Source organism: Frigoribacterium sp. Leaf44 (assembly GCF_001421865.1).
Classification (GTDB): domain Bacteria; phylum Actinomycetota; class Actinomycetes; order Actinomycetales; family Microbacteriaceae; genus Frigoribacterium.
The window spans coordinates 362,980-385,123 of record NZ_LMLG01000006.1 but is presented as its reverse complement, the minus strand read 5'-3'; the positions used below and the strand labels follow the sequence as shown (position 1 = coordinate 385,123).

The window sequence follows — 22,144 nt, the reverse complement described above, 5'->3', positions numbered from 1 at the left end:
CCGGCCGAACGCTGAGGGGGCGCCCCGGCGCGCAGCCGCGGGACGCCCCCGAACCCGGACGCCTAGCCCGCGGCGATCTCGCGGAGGGTGGCGAGGTGCTCGGCCCAGGCCTCGCGCCCGGACGGGGTCAGCTTCAGGCTCGTCCGGGGGCGCTTGCCGACGAACCCCTTCGTCACGGCGACGTAGCCCGCGGCCTCGAGGGCGCTGACCTGCTTGCTCAACGTCGAGTCGGTCACCTGCACGGCATCGCGCAGGTCGCGGAAGTCGAGCCCCTCGGCCGCGGCGAGCGCCGCCATCATCGAGAAGCGGACGGGCTGGTGCAGCAACTCGGACAGCCGGAGGCGCGGGTGCGGTCGCGCGGTCATCGTCGCGCCTCGCGCACCTCGACGGCCGCGCAGGCGACCGACACCGCGAGGAGGACCGCCGCCATGACGGCACTGCCGACGACGTCCTGGCCCTGGGAGAAGCCGACGACGAGCATGGCTCCGACGTAGCAGGCGAAGAACGCGGCGAGGTAGGCCATCCAGCGCCGGCCGAAGCCGACGCGGGCCGACCTCCTCAGCAGGACGAACGCCACGACCAGGACGGCGATCCAGACGAGCAGGCCGCCCATCGCGACGAAGTAGGCGGTGCCCGTCGTGAGCCCCATGGCGAGGGTGCCCATCGACGCGGCGGCACCGAGGCCGAGCAGGAAGGCGACGGCGGGCCAGCTCGCCGCCGACGTCGCGCTGCGCCCCACGGCGTCCGCCCGGTCGAGCAGGCGCCGGGCCTCGGCGGAGTCCGGGGTGCCGGTGATGTCAGTGGTCATGGTGGTCGTCCTCTCGTAGGACTCCCACTCTAGAAAGTACTTTCTCGTTGCGCAAGTACTTTCTCACCGAACTCGATCGAGTGGGCAGCAGGTGCCCGCCCCAGGGGGCGGAAGGACGTCTTCTGCCCACTCGACGGCCCGCCGAGGCCGGTCGCCCCGGCGGGGCGGGCCGGGCCGGGCCCAGGGACCGGGCCGGGCCGGGTCAGATCGTCTCGTCGAGGTCGAGCAGGCGGGCGCTCTCCTCCCAGAGGCGGCGGGCGAGGTCGGCGTCGGCCGCCTGACGGGCCACGCGGCCGGGTGCCTTGAGGCGGTCGAAGTAGTTGCCGCTCGGTGCCGGCACGGTCGTGGCACCCGCGAGGCGGATCAGCGGCTCGGCGCCGTCCTCCGTCGAGACCGCGAGGCGCTTGGCCGCGGTCATGAAGGCGCCGTCGCCACCGAAGCCCGAGGCGACGAACCCGGGGTGGAACGCGAACGCGTCGACCCCGCCGCCGGCGCGGGGCAGGCGGCGGGCGAGCTCACGGGTGAACAGCACGTTGAGCAGCTTCGAGGTGCCGTAGGCGCGGAAGCCGCCGGCCCACGCACCCCGTGCGTTGTCGAGGTCGTCCAGGTCGACCTTGCCGAAGAGGTTGCCGGCACTCGAGGTCTGGACGATGCGGACCGACCCGGCCGGCGCCTCCTTCGCCGTCTCGAGGAGGCGCGGCGTCAGCAACGCGGTCAACAGGAAGGGGGCGAGGTGGTTGCCCTGGAACGTGGTCTCGTGTCCGTCGACCGTGAGCGCGCGCTCGGGGATCGTGGCGCCGGCGTTGTTGGCGAGCACGTGGATGCGGGGGTTCTCGGCGAGCAGCTGGTCGGCCAGCTCGCGGACGGTCGACAGGTCGGAGAAGTCGGCGAGGTAGGCGGTGCCACCGATCTCGTGGGCGACCGTGCGGGTGCGGTCGGGGTTGCGACCGACCACGGCGACGGTGGCACCACGGCGGGCGAGCTCGCGGGCGGCGGCGCGGCCGATGCCCGAGCTGGCTCCGGTGACGACCACGGTCCGGTCGTCGAGGCGGGCGGCGGGAGGCAGGGTGACGGTCATGCATCGGACGCTAGGCGGGATGCGGCGGGGGTGGGTCGGCGGTCGGCGTTCTCTCGGCAGGCGCTCAGCCACGCGGGCCTCCGCCCGCGGTACCGTCGCGATGCGAGACAATCTGTTTCGAATCAGGGTGCCGCTCCCGCGCCCGACCCGACCCGCCCCTCCTCAGAGAAGAGACGACATGTCCGACGCCACCGTTCCCCTGACCGGCTCCAGCACCATCGGCACCTGGCTCGACCACCCCGAGGGCGGGCCCGCGATCCGTGCCGCACTCGGGCAGGGAGGCGCGTTCGACGAGAGCGCGCTCGCCCCGGTCCGCGGTCTGCCGCTGCAGCAGCTGGTCGCGATGAGCCAGGGACAGGTGCCGCAGGAGCTGGTCGACGCTCTCGTGCTGCAGGTGAACGACGGCGTCGTGCCCGACGAGACGGCCGACGCCGACGGCCCGTGGCGCGAGACGGTGACCCCCGGCCGCTTCGCCGGCAAGACGGTGATCGTCACGGGTGCGGCGTCCGGCATCGGCCGCGCGACCGCGTCCCGCGTGGCCCGCGAGGGCGGCCGCGTCGTCGCCGTCGACCTCTTCGCCGACAAGCTGGAGGCGCTGGTCGACTCCCTGCCCGACGCCGACGTGGTCACCGTGGCCGGCGACATCACGAAGCAGGACGACATCGATGCGATCGTCGCGGCCGCCGGCGACCGCATCGACGCCCTGGCCAACATCGCGGGCATCAACGACGACTTCTCTCCCCTGCACGAGACGAGCGACGCGATGTGGGACCGCGTCATCGGCATCAACCTGACCGGCGGGTTCAAGCTGTCGCGCGCCGTGATCCCCGTGATGCTCGGGGCCGGGCGCGGCTCGGTCGTCAACGTGGCCTCGGAGGCGGGCCTGCGCGGCAACGCGTCGGGCAACGCCTACACGGTGTCGAAGCACGGCGTCGTCGGCCTGACCAAGTCGGCGGCCTTCATGTACGCACAGCAGGGCATCCGGGTGAACGCGGTGGCACCCGGCGGCGTCGCGACGGGCATCCCCTTCCCCGCGAACGTGTCCGAGGCGGGATCGGCGCGGCTGCGTCCGTTCCAGGCGGCGATCCCGACGATCGCGACGGCCGAGGAGCTCGCGGCGTCGATCACCTTCCTGCTGAGCGACGACGCGGTGAACGTGAACGGCGCGATCCTGGCGAGCGACGGCGGCTGGTCGGTCCAGTAGGGCCGGAGCCACGAGCGTCCGGCGAGACGGGCGAGGGAGGGCGGGACGTGCACGAGGATGGACCGGTGACCACCGCACGCACCGCCCGCCCCGGCCGCGCCCGCAGCGAGGCGGCCCGCCTGGCGATCCTCGACGCGACCCGCGACGAGCTGGCCGAGCGCGGCTACGACAAGCTCTCGCTCGACCGCATCGCGGCGGCGGCGGGGGTCGGCAAGGCGACGATCTACCGCTGGTACCCGGCGAAGGCGGCGCTGGTGGCCGAGGGCATGCTCACGGGACATCTGCTGCCCCACCTCGAGGTGGCCGACACGGGCGACGTGCGTCGGGACGTGCTCGACTGGCTCCGCGCCTCCTTCTCGACCTTTGCCTCGCCCGCGGCGGGCGGGCTGATCCGCGCGTCGATCGCGGCGACGGCCGAGGACGCCGCCGTCGCCGAGCACTACGAGGAGCGCGTCACCTCGGTCACGCGGGCGGCGCTGCTCGCCCGCCTCGAGTCCGGGAGGCGCGCGCGGCAGATCCGGGACGGCGCCCCTCTCGAGGCCCTCGTCGAGTCGCTGATCGGCACCGTGCTGCTGCACGTCGTGACGCGCCGCGACCCCGGGCCGGCCGCGCTCGAGGCCACCGTCGAGCTGCTGTTCGACGGCGTCGCGGTGCGCCCGGCCTGACACGTCGCCGACCGCCCGTCGCCTCCTCCACGGACACGCACCGAGCGGGCCGCGGAGCGGCGGCCTGTGGAGAGACGGCTCCGCCGCGTCGAGTCGCGAAAGCGTCGTCGCATGATCGATGCGACTGGCACCGAAAGCCGGAGACATATAAACTCGGAGGCTCGAGCATATGGAGGTCACCATGGCGATGACGAGCGTGGACGTGGACACCGAGCTGTTGGCAGCCGCGAAGGGCATCCTCGGCGTGAGGACGACGAAGGACGCAATCAACCAGGCACTCGGCGACATCGTGAAGCGGCAGGTGCAGCTCGAGGCCTTGGCCACGTTGAGCGGGATCGAGGTCGACGTCGATCCGCAGCCAGCAGGCCCGGGGACGATCGACGCGTGAGCACCGGCCGTCCGGGGCTCCACCTCGCCGAGCCCGACGAGCACGAGGTGGAGGTGCGGCGGCCCCGCGTCATCATCGACAACTCGGCGTGGCAGCGGGTCGCCACCGAGCCGGCGGTTCGTGCAGCGATCGAGGCGATCATCCGGACGACCGCGCCGGACGACATCCTCATCTGCCCGCCTGTCGCGGCCGAATACGGCTTCAGCGCCCGAAGCCTCGAGGACCACTCCGCGATCGTCCTGACGCTGGCTGCTGCCTTCTCGGACTGCCGGGTGCATCCGGAGGTGCGAGACGTGGCGGCCATCCGATCCGCTCTCTTCGCCGCTCACATGGGCCGGGCAGCGGGCGCCGTCGACGTCCTCATCGCCGCCTACGCAGTCGTGAACCAGGCCACCGTCGTGCACTACGACCGGGATTTCACCCACATCGCCCGCGCCTACCCCGGTCTCCGGCAGCAGTGGGTGGTGGCCCAGGGCAGCCTCTGAGCAGTTCACGCGTACCTGTTGAGCTGGAGCAGACTGACCGCATGGAGAACATGCCAGCGGGGTGGCTGCCTGATCATCGCGACGAATGGGTAGAGCGGTACTGGGACGGCCAGAAGTGGACGGGCCAGACCCGCGTCACCCCGTTTGCAAAGCCTGAGGCGCAGCGCGCAAAAGCGGCGCCCCACGCACCGGCGCCGGCCGTGAGGCGGGCACCCAGGGAGAAAAGTCTGTTCCGGGGCTTCATCCCGGTCTTCGTGGGGACGGCAGTGATACTCCTGGGCACCTCCCTGGGCCTGGCCTATCTCGATGGTCGCGACAATGTGCCGTCTGAGACCAGCGCAGTAGCCGCGCCGGGGTCGGCGTGCGTGTCAGCGTTCGAGGCCGCCGCGGCCGTTCCGCTTGACGAGGTCAATGACATCGAATTCGACCGCACCGTCCGCGACTGCGTGGGCGTCGACGAGTGGGCATCAGGCCTCAAGCGCTACCCCGACGCGCTCGGGCAGTACACCGTGACCGACTCCGACGTACCATCGGCTATTCGAACCGTTTGCTTCGACAACGAAAGCACGCCCGTATGCCTAGACGCGACCGCGCAGGGCATGCTGCCCTGAAGAGAGCAGCACTGTCCGCGACCGGCCTGACCTAGGCCTCCTCGATCGCGCAAGATGATCGGACGAGTTGTGCCCCGAGGAAGGGTCGAGCGCACTCACCTCGTTCTCTGACGTGGTGCCCGGATCGGCTCCCTCGTCGCGGGGGTCGGCGATGCGACTGTCCTGGACCCATCCGGGCGTCGATCACGTTCTGCGAAGCGGCGCCAGGTTGAGCGCAATACCCTGGGCCTCGCCGTGCGAGATCTCCCAGGGTTCACTTTCGCAGCTACCGCGATAGCCCGACGGCTCGAGTTTGACACACGCACTCGATCGCGCACCAGTGAGAGCACGGGCCGACCGCGGCCCGTCGCAGTCCGCCCGGCGCGGCCTCGTCGACTTCATCCGTCGCGGCGCGCCAGGGCCTCCTCGATCGCGGTCGAGAGACTGTCTAGCGAGGTCAGCTCGACCAGCTCGCCGTCGACGAAGAACGTGGGCGTGCCGGCGGTCAGGATGGCCAGGCGAGATGAGCCCCCGAGGAAGAGTCGAGCGCACTGACCGCGTTCTCCGACGTGGTGCCCGGATCGACTCCCTCGTCGCGGGCGGGCGGCGAGCGTCAGCAGCAGTCGCAGGCCTCGACGTCGCGCTCGCCCGTGAGCGCCGAGACGGGCACGGCGCAGGCGTCGCCGCGCCAGGCCTCGAGACCCTCGCGCACGGCGAACACGACGATCACGAGACCGGCGACCGGATCGGCCCAGGCCCAGCCGAAGGCGAGGTTGAGGACGAGACCGAGCAGCACGGCGGCCGACAGGTAACTGCAGATCAGCGTCTGCTTCGAGTCGGCGACGGCCGAGGCCGACCCGAGCTCTCGGCCCGTGCGGCGTTCGAGCAGGCTGAGGAACGGCATGATCGCGAGGCTCACGGCGGCCAGCACGATGCCGACGCCGCTGTGCTCGGGCTCGCGCAGGCCGGTCAGGGCGAGCACGGCGTCGACCCCGACGTAGGCGGCGAGCGCGAAGAAGGCGACGGCGATGACGCGCAGGGCCGTGCGCTCCCGCTTTTCGGGGTCGGGGGCCGAGAACTGCCAGGCGACCGCGACGGCCGAGAGCACCTCGACGATCGAGTCGAGGCCGAACCCGATCAGGGCCGTCGACGACGCGACGGTGCCCGCGGCGAGCGCGACGACCGCCTCGACGACGTTGTAGGCGATGGTGGCGGCGACGATCCAGCGGATGCGTCGTTGCAGGACGAGGCGGCGGGCGGCGGTGAGGGCGGAGGCCCCGGGGACGCGCCCCGCGACGACGCCGGGCCCGATCGGCAGGCTCATGCGCCGGGCCCGCAGCAGAGCGGCACGTCGCAGGCCTCGTCGGTGCAGCCGACCCCGTCGTCGACGGCGAGCACGACGTCGACCAGGGCGCGCAGGGCCGCCGTCAGGTGCGGGTCGGCGATCTCGTACCGCGTGCGACGACCCTCGGAGGTGGCGACGACGATGCCGCAGCCGCGCAGGCAGGCGAGGTGGTTCGACACGTTCGACCGGGTCAGGTCGAGCGTCTCGGCCAACCGGGCCGGGTACCCCGGCGCGTCGAGCAGTTCGAGCAGGAGGCGCGAGCGGGTCAGGTCGCTCAACGCGCGCCCCAGCCGGCTCATCGCGTCGAGGCGCGGGGCGATGGTCAGCATGCGCTGAACTGTACAGCGCATGCTGACCTGTCGTCGAGGCCTACGGTCGGCGCGCGGCCCGACGTCGACGGAGGACGACCAGGCCGACGCCCGCGGCGAGCAACCCCAGTGCCGCGGCGACGATGCCGACCACGTGGTCGGAGCCGGTGTAGGCCAGGTCGGCGCGAGCAGCCGCGTCACGGGCGGCGGCGTCACGGGTCGCCGCGTCGGCCGCGGTGATCGTGCCGGGCGCGTGCTGCTGCACCGCGCCTCCGGCGACGGGCTGTGCCGGCACGACGGGCACCGTCGCGCCCGGGCCGGCGGGTGCCGGGTCGACGGGTGCGGGGTCGACCGGTGCGGGGTCGACCGGTGCGGGGTCGACCGGTGCGGCGGCGAGCGACACCGTGCCGTCCGCCGCGACGGTGATCGGCACCGACATGGCGGCTGCGAGGTCGAGGCGCTGCCAGCTGCCGGCGGTGCCCTCGTCGAGCGGACGGCCCGAGTCGATGGCGGTGAGGGCGAGGACCTGGCGACGCTGGTCGTCGGTCAGGGTCGGGCGGCTCGAGATCAGCAACGACTCGGCGCCGGCGGGGACGGTCATGGCCTGCCCGGCCGTGCCGACGAGGGGGAAGTCGTAACTCATGCGGTCCTGGTAGACGGCCAGCGCCTCCTGGTCCGAGAGGTAGGGGGTGTCGGCGGCGATGCAGACGTCCAAGGAGCCGCCGCATCCGGTCTCGAGGACGTCGCGCAGCTCGGCGCCCGCCTCCTCGAACAGCACGCGGAACTCGGGGTCGGCCCAGCGGCGCTCGACGATCTCCTGGCCCATCATGCGACCACTCATGACGTCGAGCGGATAGTGCGCGGCCATGACGACGCGGTTGTCGCCGGCCTCGGAGGTGCGGGCCAGGATCTGCGGGGCGAGCTCGGGCAGCATCGTGGCGAGCGAGGTGCCCTGCCAGTAGGCCTGCGAGGTGTGGCCGCTCGGGTACGCGCCCGAGGTCGAGGCCCAGGCGTCGCCACCCGGCTTGTCGCGGTAGGTGAGTCGCTCGGGGAACCGGATGTACGGGCGGTCGTAGTCGAAGTGCTCCTTGGCGGGGTTCGACGACGAGTAGTAGCCGACCAGCCCGCCGTCCTTCGCGAGCAGTGCGGAGGTCTTCGGCAGTTCGCCGGCGGCGCGGGCGGTGCGGTAGATCTCGCCGAGCCGGGTGCCGAGGCCGTCCGACATCGAGACGGACATGTCGGCGTACTGGTCGACGATCGCCCGGTCGACCCGGGCAGGGGTGGCGCCCTGGTTGATCGCGACGGTCTTCTCGTCGTTCAGCGCGATGATGTCGGGGCGCTCGGCCCGCAGCGTCGTGAACTGGTCGATGATCGGCACGTAGTCGTAGGTCGCGTTCGACGTGTACGGGTAGCTCAGCCGGTCGGGCTCGAAGGGGGTCGCCGCCGAGGCCGAGAGGGCTCCGAAGCCCGAGAGCAGCACGCCCAGGCCCGTGCTAGCGGCGAGCACCGAAGCGCGGCGGACGGGTCGGCGGTCGGCCGAGCGTCGGGGGCGGCGGGGGGTCGTGGTCGTGATGATCGTGCCTCTCGTGGGTGCGTGCACCGACCTGCGTCGGCGGCCCGGTGGGGCCACGCCGAACGGTAGGGAAGCGGAGTGGCACACGTCTGGACGACAGGTGACGCGCAGGTGACCTGGGCCGTCGTCGGCGTCGTACACCGGTGACGCGCCGCCCGGACCCATCGTTGGTCACCCGACCAACGTCGACGGCGAACGCGTGCATCGTGCCGCCGTCGGCCACAGGATCGTTCTCGCAAGGCAGTTCCACTCGACAACACGAAGCACCGCAACTCGAACTCCTACGACAACGAAAGAGGACGAACCATGAGCAAGCTGAAGTCGAAGACCGCCACGATCATCGCCGCCGTCGCCGTGAGCGGCGTCGCCGTCACGGGGCTGAGCGGATTCGCCGCCGCCCCGGCACAGGCGGCGACCACCGCCCCCGCCTCGCCGGAGTCCAGCACCGGCAGCCCGATCACGGGCAGCGTCACCCTCGACCCGCTGGCGATCGTCAGCGCGATCAGCGCCGCCGTCAACGACCAGGGCGACCGGTCGGGCGCCGTGCTGGCCGCCCTGGACGTCGGCTACTACAACGCCGGCAACCCCGACCGGCTCACGGTCGCGGTCGTGAACAAGAACCAGGACATCGCCGTCGAGGGCTCGATCGTCGACGCCCAGCCGATCGACATCAAGGGCGGCAGCTACGTCATCTACTGGTTCGACGGCCCCGGCAAGGTCACCAACAACGGTGACGGCGGCTACCTGAACTGGGGCGTGCTCGGCAACAACGTCAAGACCGACAACGTCATCAGCATCAACGGCGGCTGACCCCGCCGCGGCACCGCGGAACCGCCCCGACGTCCTCACCGGACGCCGGGGCGGTTCCGCGTGCGCCGTCAGGCCGGCGGCAGGGCAGGAGGCGCGGGTCGGTTCGGCGCCTCGACCGCCGCCTGGCCGTCCCGACGGCGCCCCCGCCGCACGATGCGCGACCGGATGACGCCCTTGACGAACGCGACCGAGACGAGCGCCGTCCGGTTCGGGGCACTCCACGTCCGCATGAGACGGGCCAGGTGCCAGGCCACGGCCTGGCGGCTGTAGGCCGTCTCGCGGGCGATCTCGGCGTTCGAGAGGCCGTAGGCGGTGAGCGTGAGCATCTGCCGCTCGACGTCGTCGAGGTCGGGGGCGTCGGCCACGAGGTCGAGCACGACGTCGGGCCCCGGGGCCGCGAGGGGTGGCCGGGTGTCGCCCGCGCCTCCTGGTCCCGCGCCGGGCGGGGCGGCGACGAGACGGGGTCGGTGCCGCGCCCACTCCTCGGCCCAGCAGGTGCCGAGTTCGTGGGCGACCTGCGAGGCGCGCGCCATCGCGAGGACGAGCGCCCCGGCCTGCCCGCCCGACGCCGAGTGCATGACGAGCGAGAAGATGCGCAGCGCGGGCAGGGCGCCCCGCAGGACGACGGCCAGGTCGACGTCGGGGCAGGCCGCGCTGCGGCGGGCGACGGCACGCAGCTCGTCGAGGCACGAGGCCGACACCGGACGACCGTGCTCGACCGCGGCGAGGGCCGGACCGAGCACGATCGGCACGATCTCGGCGTACCGGTCGCGCAACCACGACCGGCCGGTCGCGCCGACGTCCTCGAGCGAGCAGTCGAGCAGCAGGTCGCTGAACTCGTCGTGCCGGGCGTCGAGCCTCAGCCCGAGGGGCTGACCCGGACGCATGATCGTCGTCGGGCGCTCCGTCGTCGTCGGGCGCTCCGTCGGCGTCGGGCGGTCCGCGGGGACGCCACCCTGCTCGATCAACGTCTCACCCCCGGTCGTGGAGCCGGCCTCCCGGGCCGGTCGGCCCGGCCTGACGGGCCCACCACCGAGCCTAGGAGCGCCCGATCCGCCGCACAGTCGGCTGGCTGGCCGACCCCGGTGTCCCCCGGAGGTGCCGAGCGGACGCGGTCGCCTCGTCGGCCCGCGTGGTCAGGGGACGACCGCGGGCGCGGCGAACACCACGCGCACGGCGAGCCCGCCCGAAGGAGGCGCGTCGAGCGTCAGCGTCGCCCCGTGCGTCTCGGCGACGGCCGCGACCAGGGCCAGGCCGAGGCCGTGGGAGCCGGCGATCCGGCCCGCCGCCCGGTAGAAGGGCTCGGTCAGGCGCGTGACCTCGGCCGGGTCGATGACCTCGCCGCCGTTGGCCACGTGCAGGGTCGCCGCCCCCGAGGCGTCGGTGCCGACCGTCACGTCGAGCCGGCCGCCGGGGACGTTGTGGCCGATGCCGTTGCGGACGAGGTTGCCGACGAGCACGGAGAGCAGGGCCCGGTCTCCGGTGACCTGCGCAGGACGGGAGGCGAGGCGCACCTCGACGCGCGCCTCGGCGGCGGCGGACGCCGTGGCGGCGAGGACCTCGTCGACCACGGCGACGAGGTCGACCCGGTCGGCGGCCACGCCGTCGCCGGACTGCGCGTCGGACAGGGCGAGCAGCGCCTCGACCGTCGCGATGCTGCGGGTGTTCATCTCGCGCAGGCGTCGGATCGTCACCGCCGGCGGTGAGCCGACCGCGTCGCCGACGCCTGTCGGGTCGAGCGCGAGGGCCGCGTCGAGCATCGCCTGCGTCGTCGCGAGGGGCGTGCGGAGCTCGTGCGACGCGTTGGCGGCGAAGCGGCGTTGGGCCTCGTACGAACGGTCGAGCCGGTCGAGCATGTCGTCGAACGTCGACGCGAGGCGTCCGAACTCGTCGTCGGGGCGCCCGGGCGCCGTCGTGGCGAGCCGTCGCCGGAACGACCCCGCAGCGCCGTGCTCGGCCTCGCGCGCCGCGGTCGCGAGGTGCTCGACCGGCCGGAGGAGGCGCCCGGCGACCACCCAGCTCAGCCAGACGCCGACGACCAGCGCGACGACGAACACGATCGACGACGTCGTCAGGAGCACGCGCAGGAGGTCGCTCTCGCCCGAGATGGTGACCGCCGGGCGCAACTCGGCGGTCTCGGGGACGGGCAGCGCCTCGGGGACGGGCAGCGCCTCGGCGGCGGGCGGCGTCCCACCGGTGACCACGCCGGCGTCGACCGAGGGCGCCCACGAGGCCGTCGGCGACGCGAGGTCGCCCGGCTCGGCGCTCGACGTGCGCAGGGCGGTGATGCGGTAGTCGGGCACGAAGCGCATCACGAGGAGGACCGAGGCCACGATCGACAGGCCCACGACCGTCAGCACCGCACTGAAGGTGACGGTGAGCCGGAGACGCGCGCTGCCCCGGTGACGCAGCCCGCGCCTCCTGGGCCTGGTGGGCGCCGGGTCGACGCCGCCGGTCACGAGCCGGCCTCGGCGGCGATGCGGTAGCCGCTGCCGGGGACGGTGTGGATCAGCCAGGGCTCGCCCAGGCGTCGCCGGAGGTTCGAGATCGTGACCCGCACCGAGTTCGTGAACGGGTCGGCGTTCTCGTCCCAGGCCTTCTCGAGCAGCCCCTCGGCGCTGACCACGCCCCCGTCGGCCGCCAGCAGCACGCCGAGCACCGCGAACTCTTTGCGCGTCAGCTTCACGTAGCGGCCGTCGCGGTACACCTCGCGACGGAACGGGTCGTAGCGCAGATCGCCGCGGACCGTGACGGGTGGACGGGCCTGACGCGGGCGCCGGGCGAGGGAGCGCAGCCGGGCGATCAGTTCGGGGAACTCGAACGGCTTGACGAGGTAGTCGTCGGCACCGAGCTCGAAGCCGTCGACCTTGTCGCGGGTGCGCCCGGCCGCGGTGAGCATCAGGACGCCGGGGCCGTCACCGGCGGCGGTCACCGAGGCGCAGACGTCGTCGCCGTGCGTGCCGGGCAGGTCACGGTCGAGCAGGACGACGTCGTAGTCGTTCACCGCGATCGCCCGGAGGGCGGCGTCACCGTCGTGCACGACGTCGACGGCCATCGCGTGACGCTCGAGCACGCTCTGGACGGCTTCGGCGAGGTAGACCTCGTCCTCGGCGATGAGTACGCGCACGCTGGCTCCTGTTCGGGTCGGGACGGACGGGACGCGAAAGCCCTCCTCCAGGGTGACATGTCGGATGTCACCGAAACGTAAAGCTCGCCGTTTACGGGCTGGCAACGAGCCGTGCGGTGGTCTGGACCCGTCGCCCGACGAGGGCGACGCCGTGGCCGTCGGCCGCGGCCCGTGACCGTGAAAGACCAGGAGTCCTCTCATGCCCAGAACCCGTGGCACCCTCTTCGCCGCACTCCCCCTGCTCGTCGTCGCCCTCGCCGGCTGCTCGACGGCCGCCGACGACCCCGCCGGGTCCGAGTCGCAGATCGCCGCCGACGCCCAGGCGTGGGATCTCGCGAACGCGAGCTGCCTCCGCGAGGCGGGCGTCGACATCGGCGACCCCTCGGGCGACGGCGGCGGGATGGCGATCTCCCGGGGCGACGGTCTGGACATGGACGCCCTGCTGGCCGCCTCGGAGACGTGCCGGGAGTCGACGACCGACGAACTCGGCGAGCGCCCCGTGACCGCGTCCGAGAAGGAGAGCCAGGACGAGTTCGACGCGATGCTGCGCGAGTCCGCCGAGTGCGTCCGTGACGCGGGATACGACGTGACCGACCAGCTCGACGGAGCCGGCGGCACGGACACGATGGACGACGTCCCCGAGGGCGTGCTCGAGGAGTGCGGCGCGTTCGGCAGCATGCCCACGACGGTGACCCGGTGAGCCCGTCGCGCCGAGCCGTCGCCTGGTCGTCCGTCGCCGGCATGGCCGTGGTCGGGGCCGCCGTCACCGCCGTGTTCATGGTCGGACCGCCCGGGACGACGCGTGCCGCCGACGCGGAGGTCGCGGCGGACACGACGACGAGGCCCACCACGGCCGTGGTCGAACAGGGCACGCTGACCGGCACGACGACCCGGGCGGGCAGGCTCAGCCGCCTCGACGGGCCCAAGATCGCAGGGTCCGCACCCGGCACCATCACCTCGCTGCCGAAGGTCGGCGACGCCCTCTCGGCACGCAGCGAGCTCTTCCGGGTCGACGACGAACCGGTCACCGCGTTCGAGGGCGCCCTGCCGCAGTGGAGGGCGTTCGAGCAGGGCATGGCGAAGGGCCCGGACGTGCGACAGCTCGAGGACAACCTCAGGGCCTGGGGATACTTCCCGGGCACCCCGGACGACACCTTCGACCGGCGCACCGCGAACGCCGTCTCGGCCTGGCAGAAGGACACCGGCCAGGAGCGCACCGGGTCGATCGCCCGGGGTGCCCTGCAGTTCGTCACGGGGTCGTTCACGGTCAGCACGCTGACGGCGGCCGTCGGCGACGCCTCGGGCGGCGACCTGTACGACACGGCCCGCGACGACAAGGTCGTCTCGGTCGACCTGCCCGTCGGGTCGCCGCTGGCCGCCGTCGACGGGGTCGTCTCGGTCGCGCTGCCCGGTCACGGCACCGCTCCCGGGCGGGTGTCCGACGTGGGGGCGGCCGTGGCCGACGAGACCACGGGCAAGACGACGGTCCCCGTCACGGTGTCGCTCGACGATCCGGCGGCGGCCGGCGACCTGACCGACGCGTTGGTGCAGGTCGACTTCGTCTCGGAGGTGAAGGAGGACGTGCTGCACGTGCCGGTCCTCGCCCTGGGCGCGGCCGTCGACGACGGCTTCGTCGTCGAGGTGCTCCAGCCGGACGGCACGACGACGGCCGTGCCGGTCGAGGCCGGCCTGTTCGCCGGCGACCGGGTCGAGGTGACCGGCGACGTCCGGGCCGGCGCCGAGGTCGTGGTGCCCGCATGAGCGCCGTGATCGAGCTGCACGACGTCACGCGCGAGTACGGCCGGCCCCCGACGACCGCGTTGTCGTCGGTGTCGCTGCGGATAGACCGCGGCGAGCTCGTCGTGATCGTCGGCCCGTCGGGATCGGGCAAGTCGACCCTGCTGAACGTCCTCGGCACGCTCGACCGCCCCACCTCGGGCACCGTGCTCGTCGACGGCGTCGACGTGGCCGAGCAGAACGACCGTGAGCTGTCGGCCCTGCGGGCGCACCGCATCGGGTTCGTCTTCCAGCAGTTCCACCTCAGCGAGGGCGTCAGCGCGACCGACAACGTCGCGAACGGCCTGCTCTACGCGGGCGTGCCGCTCCGGCAGCGCCGAGCACGAGCGCGGGAGGCCCTCGAGCGGGTCGGACTGGGGCACCGCCTGACCCACCGGCCGAACCAGCTCTCGGGCGGTGAACGGCAACGCGTCGCCATCGCGCGGGCCGTCGTGCACCGCCCGTCGCTGCTGCTGGCCGACGAACCCACCGGCAACCTCGACACGAAGGCCGGCGAGGGCATCGTGTCGCTGCTCGGCGAGCTGCACGCCGAGGGCACCACGATCGTCGTCATCACCCACGACGTCGAGCTCGCCGAGCGGTTGCCCCGGCGGGTGACGATCCGCGACGGCCACCTGGTGCACGACAGCGCGACCCTCGCGGGGGTGACCGCATGAGCGCCTCGGGGACGCCCTCGCGCCTCCTCGGGTCGGACGTCGTGCGACTGGGGGTGTCGGGGCTGGCGTCCCGACCCACCAGGGCCGTGCTCTCGGCGCTCGGCATCGCGATCGGCATCGCCGCCATGATCGCCGTGGTCGGCATCTCGACGTCGAGCCAGGCGAAGCTCGCGGCGACCCTCGACGAACTCGGCACGAACCTGCTCTCGGCCTCCCAGGGGAAGGACTTCTTCGGCGAGGCCGTCGACCTGCCCCTGACGGCGGGGGTGTCGGCCGGGCACACCGAGGGGGTGCGATCGGCCGCGACGACCGGCACGGTGGCCGACGTCGGCGTGTACCGCAACAGCGCGGTGCCCGCGGGCAACACGAACGGGATCACGGTGCGGTCGGCGTCACCCACGCTGCTGGACGTGCTCGAGGCCCGCGTGGCGAAGGGCGTCTGGCTGACCGACGGCATGGCGCGGTACCCCGTGGTCGTGCTCGGCGCCGAGGCGGCGAACCGGTTGGGCGTCACCGAACCGGGACGGCACGTGATCGTCGGCAGCACCGAGTACGTGGTGGCGGGCATCCTCGAACCGGTGCCGCTGGCGCCCGAGATCGACTCGTCGGCGCTGATCGGCGAACGGGCCGCGGAGGCGCTGGCCGGCTCGCCCGTCCCCCCGACCGCGGTCTACGTGCGGGCCGACCCCGCCCGGGTGCCGCAGGTGCGCGACGTGCTCGCGCGGTCCATCCAGCCGCGGAGCCCGTCCGACGTGGAGGTGACGCGGCCGTCCGACGCGCTGGCGGCGCAGCAGGCCGCGGACCAGGCGTTCACCGGGCTGCTGGTCGGACTCGGAGGGGTGGCGCTGCTGGTCGGCGGCATCGGCGTGGCGAACACGATGGTGATCTCGGTGCTCGAACGGAGGCGCGAGATCGGGCTGCGGCGGGCGCTCGGGGCGACGCGGTCGCACATCCGGCAGCAGTTCTTGGCCGAGGCCCTGTTCCTGTCGCTGCTCGGCGGGGTGGCCGGGGTGCTGCTCGGCGTGGCGGTGACCGCGGTGTTCGCCGCTCTGCGGGGGTGGCCACCGTCGATCCCGCCGGTGGTGCTCGTCGCCGGACTCGTCGCGACGCTCGTGATCGGGGCGCTGGCCGGGCTGTGGCCCGCGGTGCGAGCGGCACGCACCCCGCCGACGGAGGCGCTGCAGTCGTGAGGCGGGCGCCTCACCACCAGAACGGTGCCTGCGGCCGGTAGGGCTCCTCGAGTCGGCGGACGTCGTCGTCGGTCAGCTCGACGTCCAGGGCGGCGACGGCGTCGGCGAGGTGGTGCGGCTTCGTCGCACCGACGATCGGGGCCGAGACGACGGGGTTGCGCAGCACCCAGGCCACGGCGACCTGGGCCATCGACACCCCGTGCTCGGCGGCGACCTGCTCGACGGCGTCGATGATCGGGCCGTCCTCGTCGACGTCGAAGGCCTTCGCGACCTCGTCGACGGCGGACCGCTCGGTGGTCGCCCCGCGCGGTCGGGTGAGCCGCCCCTTGCCCTGCGGCGAGTACGGCACGAGCCCGACGCCGAGGTCGGCGCAGAGCGGGATCATCTCGCGTTCCTCCTCGCGCTTCAGCAGGTTGTACTGGTCCTGCATGGTCGAGAACGGCGTCCAGCCGTTGACCACGGCGGCGGTCTGCATCTTCGCGAACTGCCAGGCGAACATGCTCGAGGCGCCCGTGTACCGGACCTTGCCGGCCCTGACCAGGTCGTGGAGCGCCTCCATCGTCTCCTCCACCGGGGTCTCGGGGTCGAAGCGGTGGATCTGGTACAGGTCGACGTGGTCCGTGCCGAGTCGCGTGAGCGAGGCGTCGACCTGCTCGAGGATCGCCTTGCGCGACAGGCCCGAGCCGCCGGGGCCGTCGTGCATGCGACCACTGACCTTGGTCGCCAGCACGACGTCCTCGCGGCGGGAGTACTCGCGCATCGCGCGGCCGACGAACTCCTCGCCGGTGCCCTGCTGGTAGACGTTCGCGGTGTCCCAGAAGGTGACCCCGAGCTCGACGGCCTGGCGGAAGAACGGTGCCGAGGCCGCCTCGTCGAGCGTCCACGAGTGCAGGCCGCGAGTGGGGTCGCCGTAGCTCATGCAGCCGAGGCCGATGCGGCTGACCTGCAGGCCTGTGGTTCCCAGACGGGTGTACTTCACGGTCGTGCCTCCTCGGCGTTCGGGGGTGATGTGGTCTCGATGGCGGGGTGCGCGGCATCGGTCGCGCCGGGCGCGCGTCGGTGGAAGAGCGCGGCGATCGCCCAGGGGCCCGGCTCGAGACGCACCGCCATCTCGTCCAGCACCCGCGCCTCCTGCTCTCGGTCGCGCGTGAGGTCGGAGATCTCGCAGGAGGCGCGCCACCACATCGCGAGACGGCTCACGATCCGGCCGCCTCGCGCGGTCCGCTCGGGACGTCGGGTCGGTCCGGCGCGTCGGCGCGGACGACCGCCGGGTCGGCCTGCGGTGCCGCCCAGCTGGCGAGGAGGCGGAGGCGCTCCTCGGTGGGCGATCCGGGCTCGGCGCTGTAGACGAGGAAGTTCAGGCCCGGGCGACCCATCGGCTCCATGGCCTCGTAGACCATGTCGAGCTGACCGACGACCGGGTGGTGGAAGCGCTTCTGGCCCGACGTGTGGTGGCGCACCTCGTGGGCGCCCCAGCGCACCCGGAACTCGTCGCTGCGGGTGGACAGTTCGCCGATGAGGTCGTGCAGGGCGCGGTCGTGCGGATCGCGGCCGGCCTCGGTGCGCAGGATCGCGACGTTGATGTCGGCGGCGACCGACCACGACGGGTAGAAGGCCTCGGCGAGCTCGCGGTGCAGGAAGACGAAGCGGGCGAGGTTCACGGGCCGCTCGTCGAGGGCGTAGAGGTCGGAGTAGAGCGCACGGAAGAGCGCGTTCTCGGCCAGGACGTCCATTCGGCCGTTGCGGACGAACGCGGGCCCGGCCGTCACGGCGTCCAGCACGAGCTGCATGCTGCGCGAGACGGTCTCGGGCGGACGACGTCGCCGCCGGGCGCGCACGGGCGACTCGTTCGCGGCGCGGGCGAGGTCGGCCAGGTGCTCGCGTTCGGCGTCGTCGAGCAACAGGGCGGTGGCGAGCGAGTCGAGCACGACCTCGGACACCCCGCCGAGGCGCCCGCGTTCGAGCCGCGTGTAGTACTCGACGCTGACGCCCGCGAGCAGTGCCACCTCGCTCCGCCGCAGTCCGGGCACGCGGCGTCCGGGCCCGCCCGGCAGCTCGACCTGCTCGGGCCGCACCCGCGCCCGTCGGCTGGTCAGGAAGTCGCGGATCTCGCTCTCGGTGTCCATGCCCACGACGCTACGACAGGGGCGGGTCGCGGTGGGATGCCCTGGTGGGGCCTCCCTCGGTGATGACCACCACAGCATCCGACAAGCGCCGTACCGACCACGGTGCTGGTCATCACGCAGGGCGACACGGAGCATCGCACGAAGACCGCCCCAGGCCGACCACACCCCTCGGTAAGATCCGCACGTGCCTTCGACCCTCTACGAGCAGATCGCCGACGACCTGCGGCGGCGCATCCTGAGCGGCGACCTCGCGGTCGGCGACGACGTGCCGAGCGAGGGCGAGCTGGCCGAGCAGTGGCGCACCTCCCGCGGGCCGATCCGCAACGCCCTCGCCGCCCTGCGCTCCGAGGGCCTGGTCGAGACCCGGCGCGGCCGCCCGGCGCGGGTCGTCGCGCGCAAGGCGCACCACCCGGTCGACGTGTCGATCCCCTTCACCAAGTGGGTGCGCGACGTCGGCGGCGAGCCCGGTGCCCGCACACAAGAGGTGTCGCTGCGCCGTGCCGACGACGACAAGGCCCGGTCGCTCGGCATCGAGCCGGGTGCCCTCGTGGTCGACGTCGTCCGGCTGCGACTCGTCGACGGCCGCCCGACCATGCTCGAGCGCCTGACCTTCATCGAGGAGGTCGGCCGCGTGCTGTTCGACGTCGATCTCGACACGGTGTCGATCACCGAGTACCTCGACTCGCGGGGCTTCGGCTACGCCGACATCGACCACGAGATCGACGCGGTCGCCGCCGACGAGCTCGACGCCGAGCTGCTCGGGGTCGAGCCCGGCACGCCGATCCTGCGGCTGCACCGCATCACGCGCGGCCCCGACGGCCGCACCTTCGAGGCCTCGGACGACCGGTACCGCAGCGACATCGTCCGCTTCACCGTCTCGGCGTCGGGCCGGGCCCGCGAGGGCGACCACTTCATCCGCGCGATCGGCCCCTGAGCGGCGCCGACCCGCACCCCTCCCGCGTCCGCGTCCGCGTCCGCGTCCGAGGACGCAGGAGGCGCGGCGCGGCCCCCGCAGGCCGCCACCGCGCCCGGTCACTCGGGTCGGACGCCCACCCGCACCGACCCGCCCGCGGCAGCCGCCGCGATCCCGGCGTCGAGGTCACGCAGGGCCACCGTCTCGCCCACGAGCCCGTCGAGCGGCCAGGCCGCGTGCCGCTCCTCGACGAAGCGGGCGGCCTCGACGAGGTGCCGCGGGGCGTAGTTGTGCACGCCGCGGAGGGTCACGAGACGTCGGACGACGCTCTCGGCGTCGAGCGGCACCGCCGGGGCGGGGAAGACGCTGCCGACCAGCACGGCCACGCCGCCGACGCCCAGCGCGGCGAGCGCCGAGGCCACGGCGTGCGGCGACCCCGAGGCCTCCACGGCGACGAGCGGGGCACCACCCGCGACGGAGAACGCGGTGCTGAGGCCGTCGTCCGAGTCGGGGGCAGCCGTCGGGTCGACCGTCGCGACCGCGCCGAAGCGGACGGCGAGCCGCCGGCGGGCGGGATCGGGGTCGACGACGACGACCCGGGCCCCGGCGTCGGTGGCCAGCGCGGTCGCCGTGAGGCCGATCAGCCCGGCTCCCGTGACGAGCACCACGGCGTCGTCGAGGGGCACGATCGCCGAGGCGGCGTCGAGGGCCGCCACGGCCGTCGCCGTGCCGCACGACACCGGGGCCCACAGCTCGGCAGGCAGGTCGGGCTCGACCGGGACGATCGCCGTGCCCGACCGCACGTGCACGTGCGTGGCGAAGCCGCCGCTGAGTTCCCACCCCGTGACGAGCCGCTCGTGACCGTACTTCCGCACCGACCCGCACTTCTGCGGCAGGTCGCGTCGGCAGGTCGCGCAGTCACCGCACGACACGGTCAACGACCAGACGACGCGCTGCCCGACGGCGAGCGGCGTCCCGTCCACGGCCACCGCCCCCGGCCCGAGGGCGACCACGCGGCCGACCTGTTCGTGGCCGAGCACGAGCGGCGCGGGCGCGGCCCGGTCGCCCCGGGTGGTGTGCACGTCCGAGCCGCAGATCGTCGCCAGCTCGACCTCGACGAGGGCGTCGCCGGGCGCGAGCACGACCGAGGGCACCGCGACGGCCTCGTGCGGACGGCCGGGTTCGAGCCACACCATGGCGGTCGGGGCCGGGTCGAGGGGCAGCGCGGCCGGCGAGGCGACGGGCGTCGGGGAGGCGGCCCGCGCCTCCTGGTCCGTCGTCCGCGGCGGCACTGCCGTCCGCGGCAGGGCGCTGGTCACGCGACCGCGGTCGTCGACGCGCCGGCGGCCGCGACCCCGGCGAAGGCCGTCAGCCCGACGAGGTCGCGGACGCTGTCGAGCACGACGTCGGCCCCCGCGGAGAGCAGCTGCTCGCGGGTGTGGGCGCCGGTCGTGACGCCGACGACGAGGCCGGCCCCGGCGGAGCGCCCCGAGAGCACGTCGCTGACGGTGTCGCCGACGACCGCGACGGCGGCGACCGACGACGCACGGGTGCGCAGCAGCGCGGTCAGCACGAGGTCCGGCGCCGGGCGTCCACGGCCGGCGTCGACGGGAGAGAGGGCGGCGTCGACCGTCCAGCCGAGGGCGTCGAGCAGGCGGTCGCGCGTGACGGGCGAGAAGCCCGTGGTGAGGACGACGGACACCCCGGAGGCGCGGAGGGCGTCGATCACGTCGGCCGCGCCCTCGATCGGCTCGACTCCCGACTCGTCGACGAGCTCGCCGTAGGCCACCTCGAACTCGTCGTTCGCCCGCTGCGCGAGCACCTCGTCGCCCCCGGTGAGGTGCCGGAAGACCTCGATCTTCGAGCGGCCCATCGTGTCGCGGACGTACGTCAGGGCCTCGTCGCGGCTCAGCGTCGGGCCGAGGTCGACCCGGTCGGCGACGCGGGCGAAGGCCTGCTCGACCACGCCGTCGTCGACGACGGTCGTGCCGGCCATGTCGAGCACGACGAGCTCGATCGGGGTCACGGCCTCGGGGGCGGGGGTGCCGGACGGGGTGGTGGCGGTCGTGGTGCTCATGCGGTGAGGCTCTCTGTGAGGGGCGAGGTGAGGGGCGAGGTGAGGGGCGAAGAGACGGTCGAGGTGACGGTCGAGGTGGGTGAGGCGGGGTCGAGCGCCCGGTCGCGCCCGCCGTCGAGGTGCGCCCCGACGACGTGCTCGGCGAGCCCTAGCCCGGTGGTCATGCCGATGCCGGTCGAGACGACCGTGACGAGCACGCCGGGCGCGACCTCGTCGACGACGAACTCGTCCCGGCCCGAGGCGTAGACGCCCTGCCACCGCTCGGTGACGACCGGCTCGGCGCCGAACAGCACGCGGAACTCGTCGAGGAAGGCGTCGGCGATCCGCTCGTCCTGGAACGGCGCGATCGCGGCGCCCTTCCGGTGGCTGTCGCCGACGATCACCGACCCGTCGGGCAGCTGCGTGTACATCTGGTTGAGGTCCATCGCGGCGAGGTCGGGGCGCTCGGCGTGCAGTCGGCACCGCACCGCCTCGGCCGCACCCGTGTCGGCGAAGGCGCTGTAGCGGATCAGCGACCAGCCGGTCAGCAGCGGGGCGACGAGCGGTCGGACGAGGCCGGCCCGCACCCGCAGCATGTCGAGGCCGCACCGCTCGAGGGCGTGTCGGTCGGCGAGGTCGGGCAGCAGCTGGTCGAGGTCGTGGTTGGTCGCGACGACGACCGTCCCGGCGTCGATCGGGCCCTGGCTCGTCTCGACGCGTCCCGACGAGACCGACCCCACGGAGGTGCGGGTCAGGAAGCGCACCCCTCGCGTCTCGAGGTGCCGGCGGATCGCGTCGGCCGCCTCCCTCGGGTCGACCTGCAGGTCGTACGGGAGCAGGGCGCCGCCGACGACCGCACCGGGAGCGACCGGGGCCAGTGACGACAGCTCGGCCGCGTCGAGCCGCTCGATCTCGGGCCGGTCGCCCAGCACGCGGTCGGTGCGGGCGAGGGCCAGCTCGTCGAGCAGGTCGAGCTCGTCGACGTGTCGGGCGGCGACGAGCGTGCCGCGCCGGGACAGCCAGAA

At 73.5% G+C, this 22,144-nt stretch carries 26 protein-coding genes; 11 read left to right on the top strand and 15 right to left on the bottom strand.

Annotated features, from left to right (window positions below; genetic code table 11):
* Window positions 1-62 precede the first annotated feature (62 nt).
* The 3 genes from ASE87_RS10340 to ASE87_RS10330 all read right to left on the bottom strand — a co-directional run bounded on the left by ASE87_RS10340 (window position 63) and on the right by ASE87_RS10330 (window position 1,886).
* A complete protein-coding gene (locus ASE87_RS10340) occupies window positions 63-365 on the bottom strand; it encodes a transcriptional regulator (protein ID WP_056228304.1) in 303 nt (100 codons plus the stop codon).
* A complete protein-coding gene (locus tag ASE87_RS10335; protein WP_056228301.1) occupies window positions 362-808 on the bottom strand; it encodes a hypothetical protein in 447 nt (148 codons plus the stop codon). The genes ASE87_RS10340 and ASE87_RS10335 overlap by 4 nt, the downstream gene beginning before the upstream one ends.
* Before the next feature lie 202 nt (window positions 809-1,010).
* Window positions 1,011-1,886, bottom strand: coding sequence for an SDR family NAD(P)-dependent oxidoreductase (locus tag ASE87_RS10330; protein WP_043594672.1), 876 nt, complete (start codon window positions 1,884-1,886; stop codon window positions 1,011-1,013).
* 178 nt (window positions 1,887-2,064) lie between these two features.
* Between ASE87_RS10330 and ASE87_RS10325 the strand changes: the two genes are divergently transcribed.
* The 5 genes from ASE87_RS10325 to ASE87_RS10305 all read left to right on the top strand — a co-directional run bounded on the left by ASE87_RS10325 (window position 2,065) and on the right by ASE87_RS10305 (window position 5,239).
* Window positions 2,065-3,090, top strand: coding sequence for an SDR family NAD(P)-dependent oxidoreductase (locus ASE87_RS10325; protein WP_056228299.1), 1,026 nt, complete (start codon window positions 2,065-2,067; stop codon window positions 3,088-3,090).
* Between the two features lie 65 nt (window positions 3,091-3,155).
* Complete coding sequence (locus tag ASE87_RS10320; RefSeq protein WP_043594668.1) at window positions 3,156-3,755, top strand: TetR/AcrR family transcriptional regulator; 600 nt, start codon at window positions 3,156-3,158, stop codon at window positions 3,753-3,755.
* 202 nt (window positions 3,756-3,957) lie between these two features.
* Window positions 3,958-4,143 carry a hypothetical protein gene (locus ASE87_RS16365; protein ID WP_137847541.1) on the top strand — a complete coding sequence of 62 codons (186 nt, stop codon included), beginning with the start codon at window positions 3,958-3,960 and terminating at the stop codon, window positions 4,141-4,143.
* On the top strand, window positions 4,140-4,628 hold the full coding sequence (locus tag ASE87_RS16360; RefSeq protein WP_056228298.1) for a PIN domain-containing protein: 489 nt from the start codon (window positions 4,140-4,142) through the stop codon (window positions 4,626-4,628). The genes ASE87_RS16365 and ASE87_RS16360 overlap by 4 nt, the downstream gene beginning before the upstream one ends.
* 41 nt (window positions 4,629-4,669) lie before the next feature.
* On the top strand, window positions 4,670-5,239 hold the full coding sequence (locus ASE87_RS10305) for a DUF2510 domain-containing protein (RefSeq protein ID WP_056228295.1): 570 nt from the start codon (window positions 4,670-4,672) through the stop codon (window positions 5,237-5,239).
* A gap of 592 nt (window positions 5,240-5,831) precedes the next feature.
* Here the strand turns inward: ASE87_RS10305 and ASE87_RS10300 are convergent.
* The 3 genes from ASE87_RS10300 to ASE87_RS10290 are packed head-to-tail and all read right to left on the bottom strand — an operon-like array spanning window position 5,832 to window position 8,378.
* Window positions 5,832-6,542, bottom strand: coding sequence for a cation diffusion facilitator family transporter (locus ASE87_RS10300; protein WP_056228292.1), 711 nt, complete (start codon window positions 6,540-6,542; stop codon window positions 5,832-5,834).
* Complete coding sequence (locus ASE87_RS10295) at window positions 6,539-6,892, bottom strand: helix-turn-helix transcriptional regulator (RefSeq protein ID WP_056228288.1); 354 nt, start codon at window positions 6,890-6,892, stop codon at window positions 6,539-6,541. The genes ASE87_RS10300 and ASE87_RS10295 overlap by 4 nt, the downstream gene beginning before the upstream one ends.
* Before the next feature lie 40 nt (window positions 6,893-6,932).
* On the bottom strand, window positions 6,933-8,378 hold the full coding sequence (locus ASE87_RS10290) for a phosphatase PAP2 family protein (RefSeq protein WP_200925467.1): 1,446 nt from the start codon (window positions 8,376-8,378) through the stop codon (window positions 6,933-6,935).
* A 372-nt stretch (window positions 8,379-8,750) separates the two neighbouring features.
* Between ASE87_RS10290 and ASE87_RS10285 the strand changes: the two genes are divergently transcribed.
* A complete protein-coding gene (locus tag ASE87_RS10285) occupies window positions 8,751-9,254 on the top strand; it encodes a hypothetical protein (protein WP_043594663.1) in 504 nt (167 codons plus the stop codon).
* Window positions 9,255-9,322: 68 nt separating this feature from the next.
* On the opposite strand, the gene ASE87_RS10280 is transcribed toward ASE87_RS10285, so the two are convergent.
* The 3 genes from ASE87_RS10280 to ASE87_RS10270 all read right to left on the bottom strand — a co-directional run bounded on the left by ASE87_RS10280 (window position 9,323) and on the right by ASE87_RS10270 (window position 12,381).
* A complete protein-coding gene (locus ASE87_RS10280; protein WP_157489813.1) occupies window positions 9,323-10,141 on the bottom strand; it encodes a LuxR C-terminal-related transcriptional regulator in 819 nt (272 codons plus the stop codon).
* Between the two features lie 249 nt (window positions 10,142-10,390).
* Window positions 10,391-11,713, bottom strand: a complete 1,323-nt coding sequence (locus ASE87_RS10275; protein WP_157489811.1) for a HAMP domain-containing sensor histidine kinase — start codon at window positions 11,711-11,713, stop codon at window positions 10,391-10,393.
* A complete protein-coding gene (locus tag ASE87_RS10270; RefSeq protein ID WP_056228279.1) occupies window positions 11,710-12,381 on the bottom strand; it encodes a response regulator transcription factor in 672 nt (223 codons plus the stop codon). The genes ASE87_RS10275 and ASE87_RS10270 overlap by 4 nt, the downstream gene beginning before the upstream one ends.
* 199 nt (window positions 12,382-12,580) lie before the next feature.
* On the opposite strand from ASE87_RS10270, the gene ASE87_RS10265 reads away from it, so the two are divergent.
* From ASE87_RS10265 to ASE87_RS10250, 4 genes are read left to right on the top strand one after another with little or no spacing between them, the layout of a single operon-like run.
* Window positions 12,581-13,081, top strand: coding sequence for a hypothetical protein (locus ASE87_RS10265; RefSeq protein ID WP_056228276.1), 501 nt, complete (start codon window positions 12,581-12,583; stop codon window positions 13,079-13,081).
* Window positions 13,078-14,142 carry a peptidoglycan-binding protein gene (locus tag ASE87_RS10260; protein ID WP_056228274.1) on the top strand — a complete coding sequence of 355 codons (1,065 nt, stop codon included), beginning with the start codon at window positions 13,078-13,080 and terminating at the stop codon, window positions 14,140-14,142. The genes ASE87_RS10265 and ASE87_RS10260 overlap by 4 nt, the downstream gene beginning before the upstream one ends.
* Window positions 14,139-14,834, top strand: coding sequence for an ABC transporter ATP-binding protein (locus tag ASE87_RS10255; RefSeq protein WP_056228271.1), 696 nt, complete (start codon window positions 14,139-14,141; stop codon window positions 14,832-14,834). Before ASE87_RS10260 ends, ASE87_RS10255 begins: the two co-directional genes overlap by 4 nt.
* Complete coding sequence (locus tag ASE87_RS10250) at window positions 14,831-16,024, top strand: ABC transporter permease (protein WP_056228268.1); 1,194 nt, start codon at window positions 14,831-14,833, stop codon at window positions 16,022-16,024. The genes ASE87_RS10255 and ASE87_RS10250 overlap by 4 nt, the downstream gene beginning before the upstream one ends.
* A 10-nt stretch (window positions 16,025-16,034) precedes the next feature.
* Here the strand turns inward: ASE87_RS10250 and ASE87_RS10245 are convergent, their stop codons facing one another.
* From ASE87_RS10245 to ASE87_RS10235, 3 genes are read right to left on the bottom strand one after another with little or no spacing between them, the layout of a single operon-like run.
* Window positions 16,035-17,003, bottom strand: a complete 969-nt coding sequence (locus ASE87_RS10245; RefSeq protein ID WP_043594655.1) for an aldo/keto reductase — start codon at window positions 17,001-17,003, stop codon at window positions 16,035-16,037.
* Entirely contained in the window at window positions 17,000-17,224 is a 225-nt protein-coding gene (locus ASE87_RS10240; RefSeq protein ID WP_043594653.1) for a hypothetical protein, read from the bottom strand. The genes ASE87_RS10245 and ASE87_RS10240 overlap by 4 nt, the downstream gene beginning before the upstream one ends.
* Window positions 17,221-18,150 (bottom strand): helix-turn-helix transcriptional regulator, encoded by a 930-nt coding sequence (locus tag ASE87_RS10235; protein WP_082059918.1) that lies wholly within the window; start codon window positions 18,148-18,150, stop codon window positions 17,221-17,223. The genes ASE87_RS10240 and ASE87_RS10235 overlap by 4 nt, the downstream gene beginning before the upstream one ends.
* Window positions 18,151-18,334: 184 nt before the next feature.
* Here ASE87_RS10235 and ASE87_RS10230 point away from each other — a divergent pair, with 184 nt between their 5' ends.
* Entirely contained in the window at window positions 18,335-19,084 is a 750-nt protein-coding gene (locus tag ASE87_RS10230) for a GntR family transcriptional regulator (RefSeq protein ID WP_043594651.1), read from the top strand.
* A 98-nt stretch (window positions 19,085-19,182) separates the two neighbouring features.
* Here the strand turns inward: ASE87_RS10230 and ASE87_RS10225 are convergent, their stop codons facing one another.
* From ASE87_RS10225 to ASE87_RS10215, 3 genes are all read right to left on the bottom strand, one after another.
* Complete coding sequence (locus ASE87_RS10225; protein WP_235472269.1) at window positions 19,183-20,382, bottom strand: alcohol dehydrogenase catalytic domain-containing protein; 1,200 nt, start codon at window positions 20,380-20,382, stop codon at window positions 19,183-19,185.
* Entirely contained in the window at window positions 20,379-21,140 is a 762-nt protein-coding gene (locus tag ASE87_RS10220) for an HAD family hydrolase (protein WP_056228265.1), read from the bottom strand. The genes ASE87_RS10225 and ASE87_RS10220 overlap by 4 nt, the downstream gene beginning before the upstream one ends.
* Window positions 21,137-22,144: FAD-dependent oxidoreductase (locus tag ASE87_RS10215; RefSeq protein ID WP_235472268.1), on the bottom strand; the 1,008-nt coding region annotated here is incomplete at its 5' end. The genes ASE87_RS10220 and ASE87_RS10215, both read right to left, overlap by 4 nt.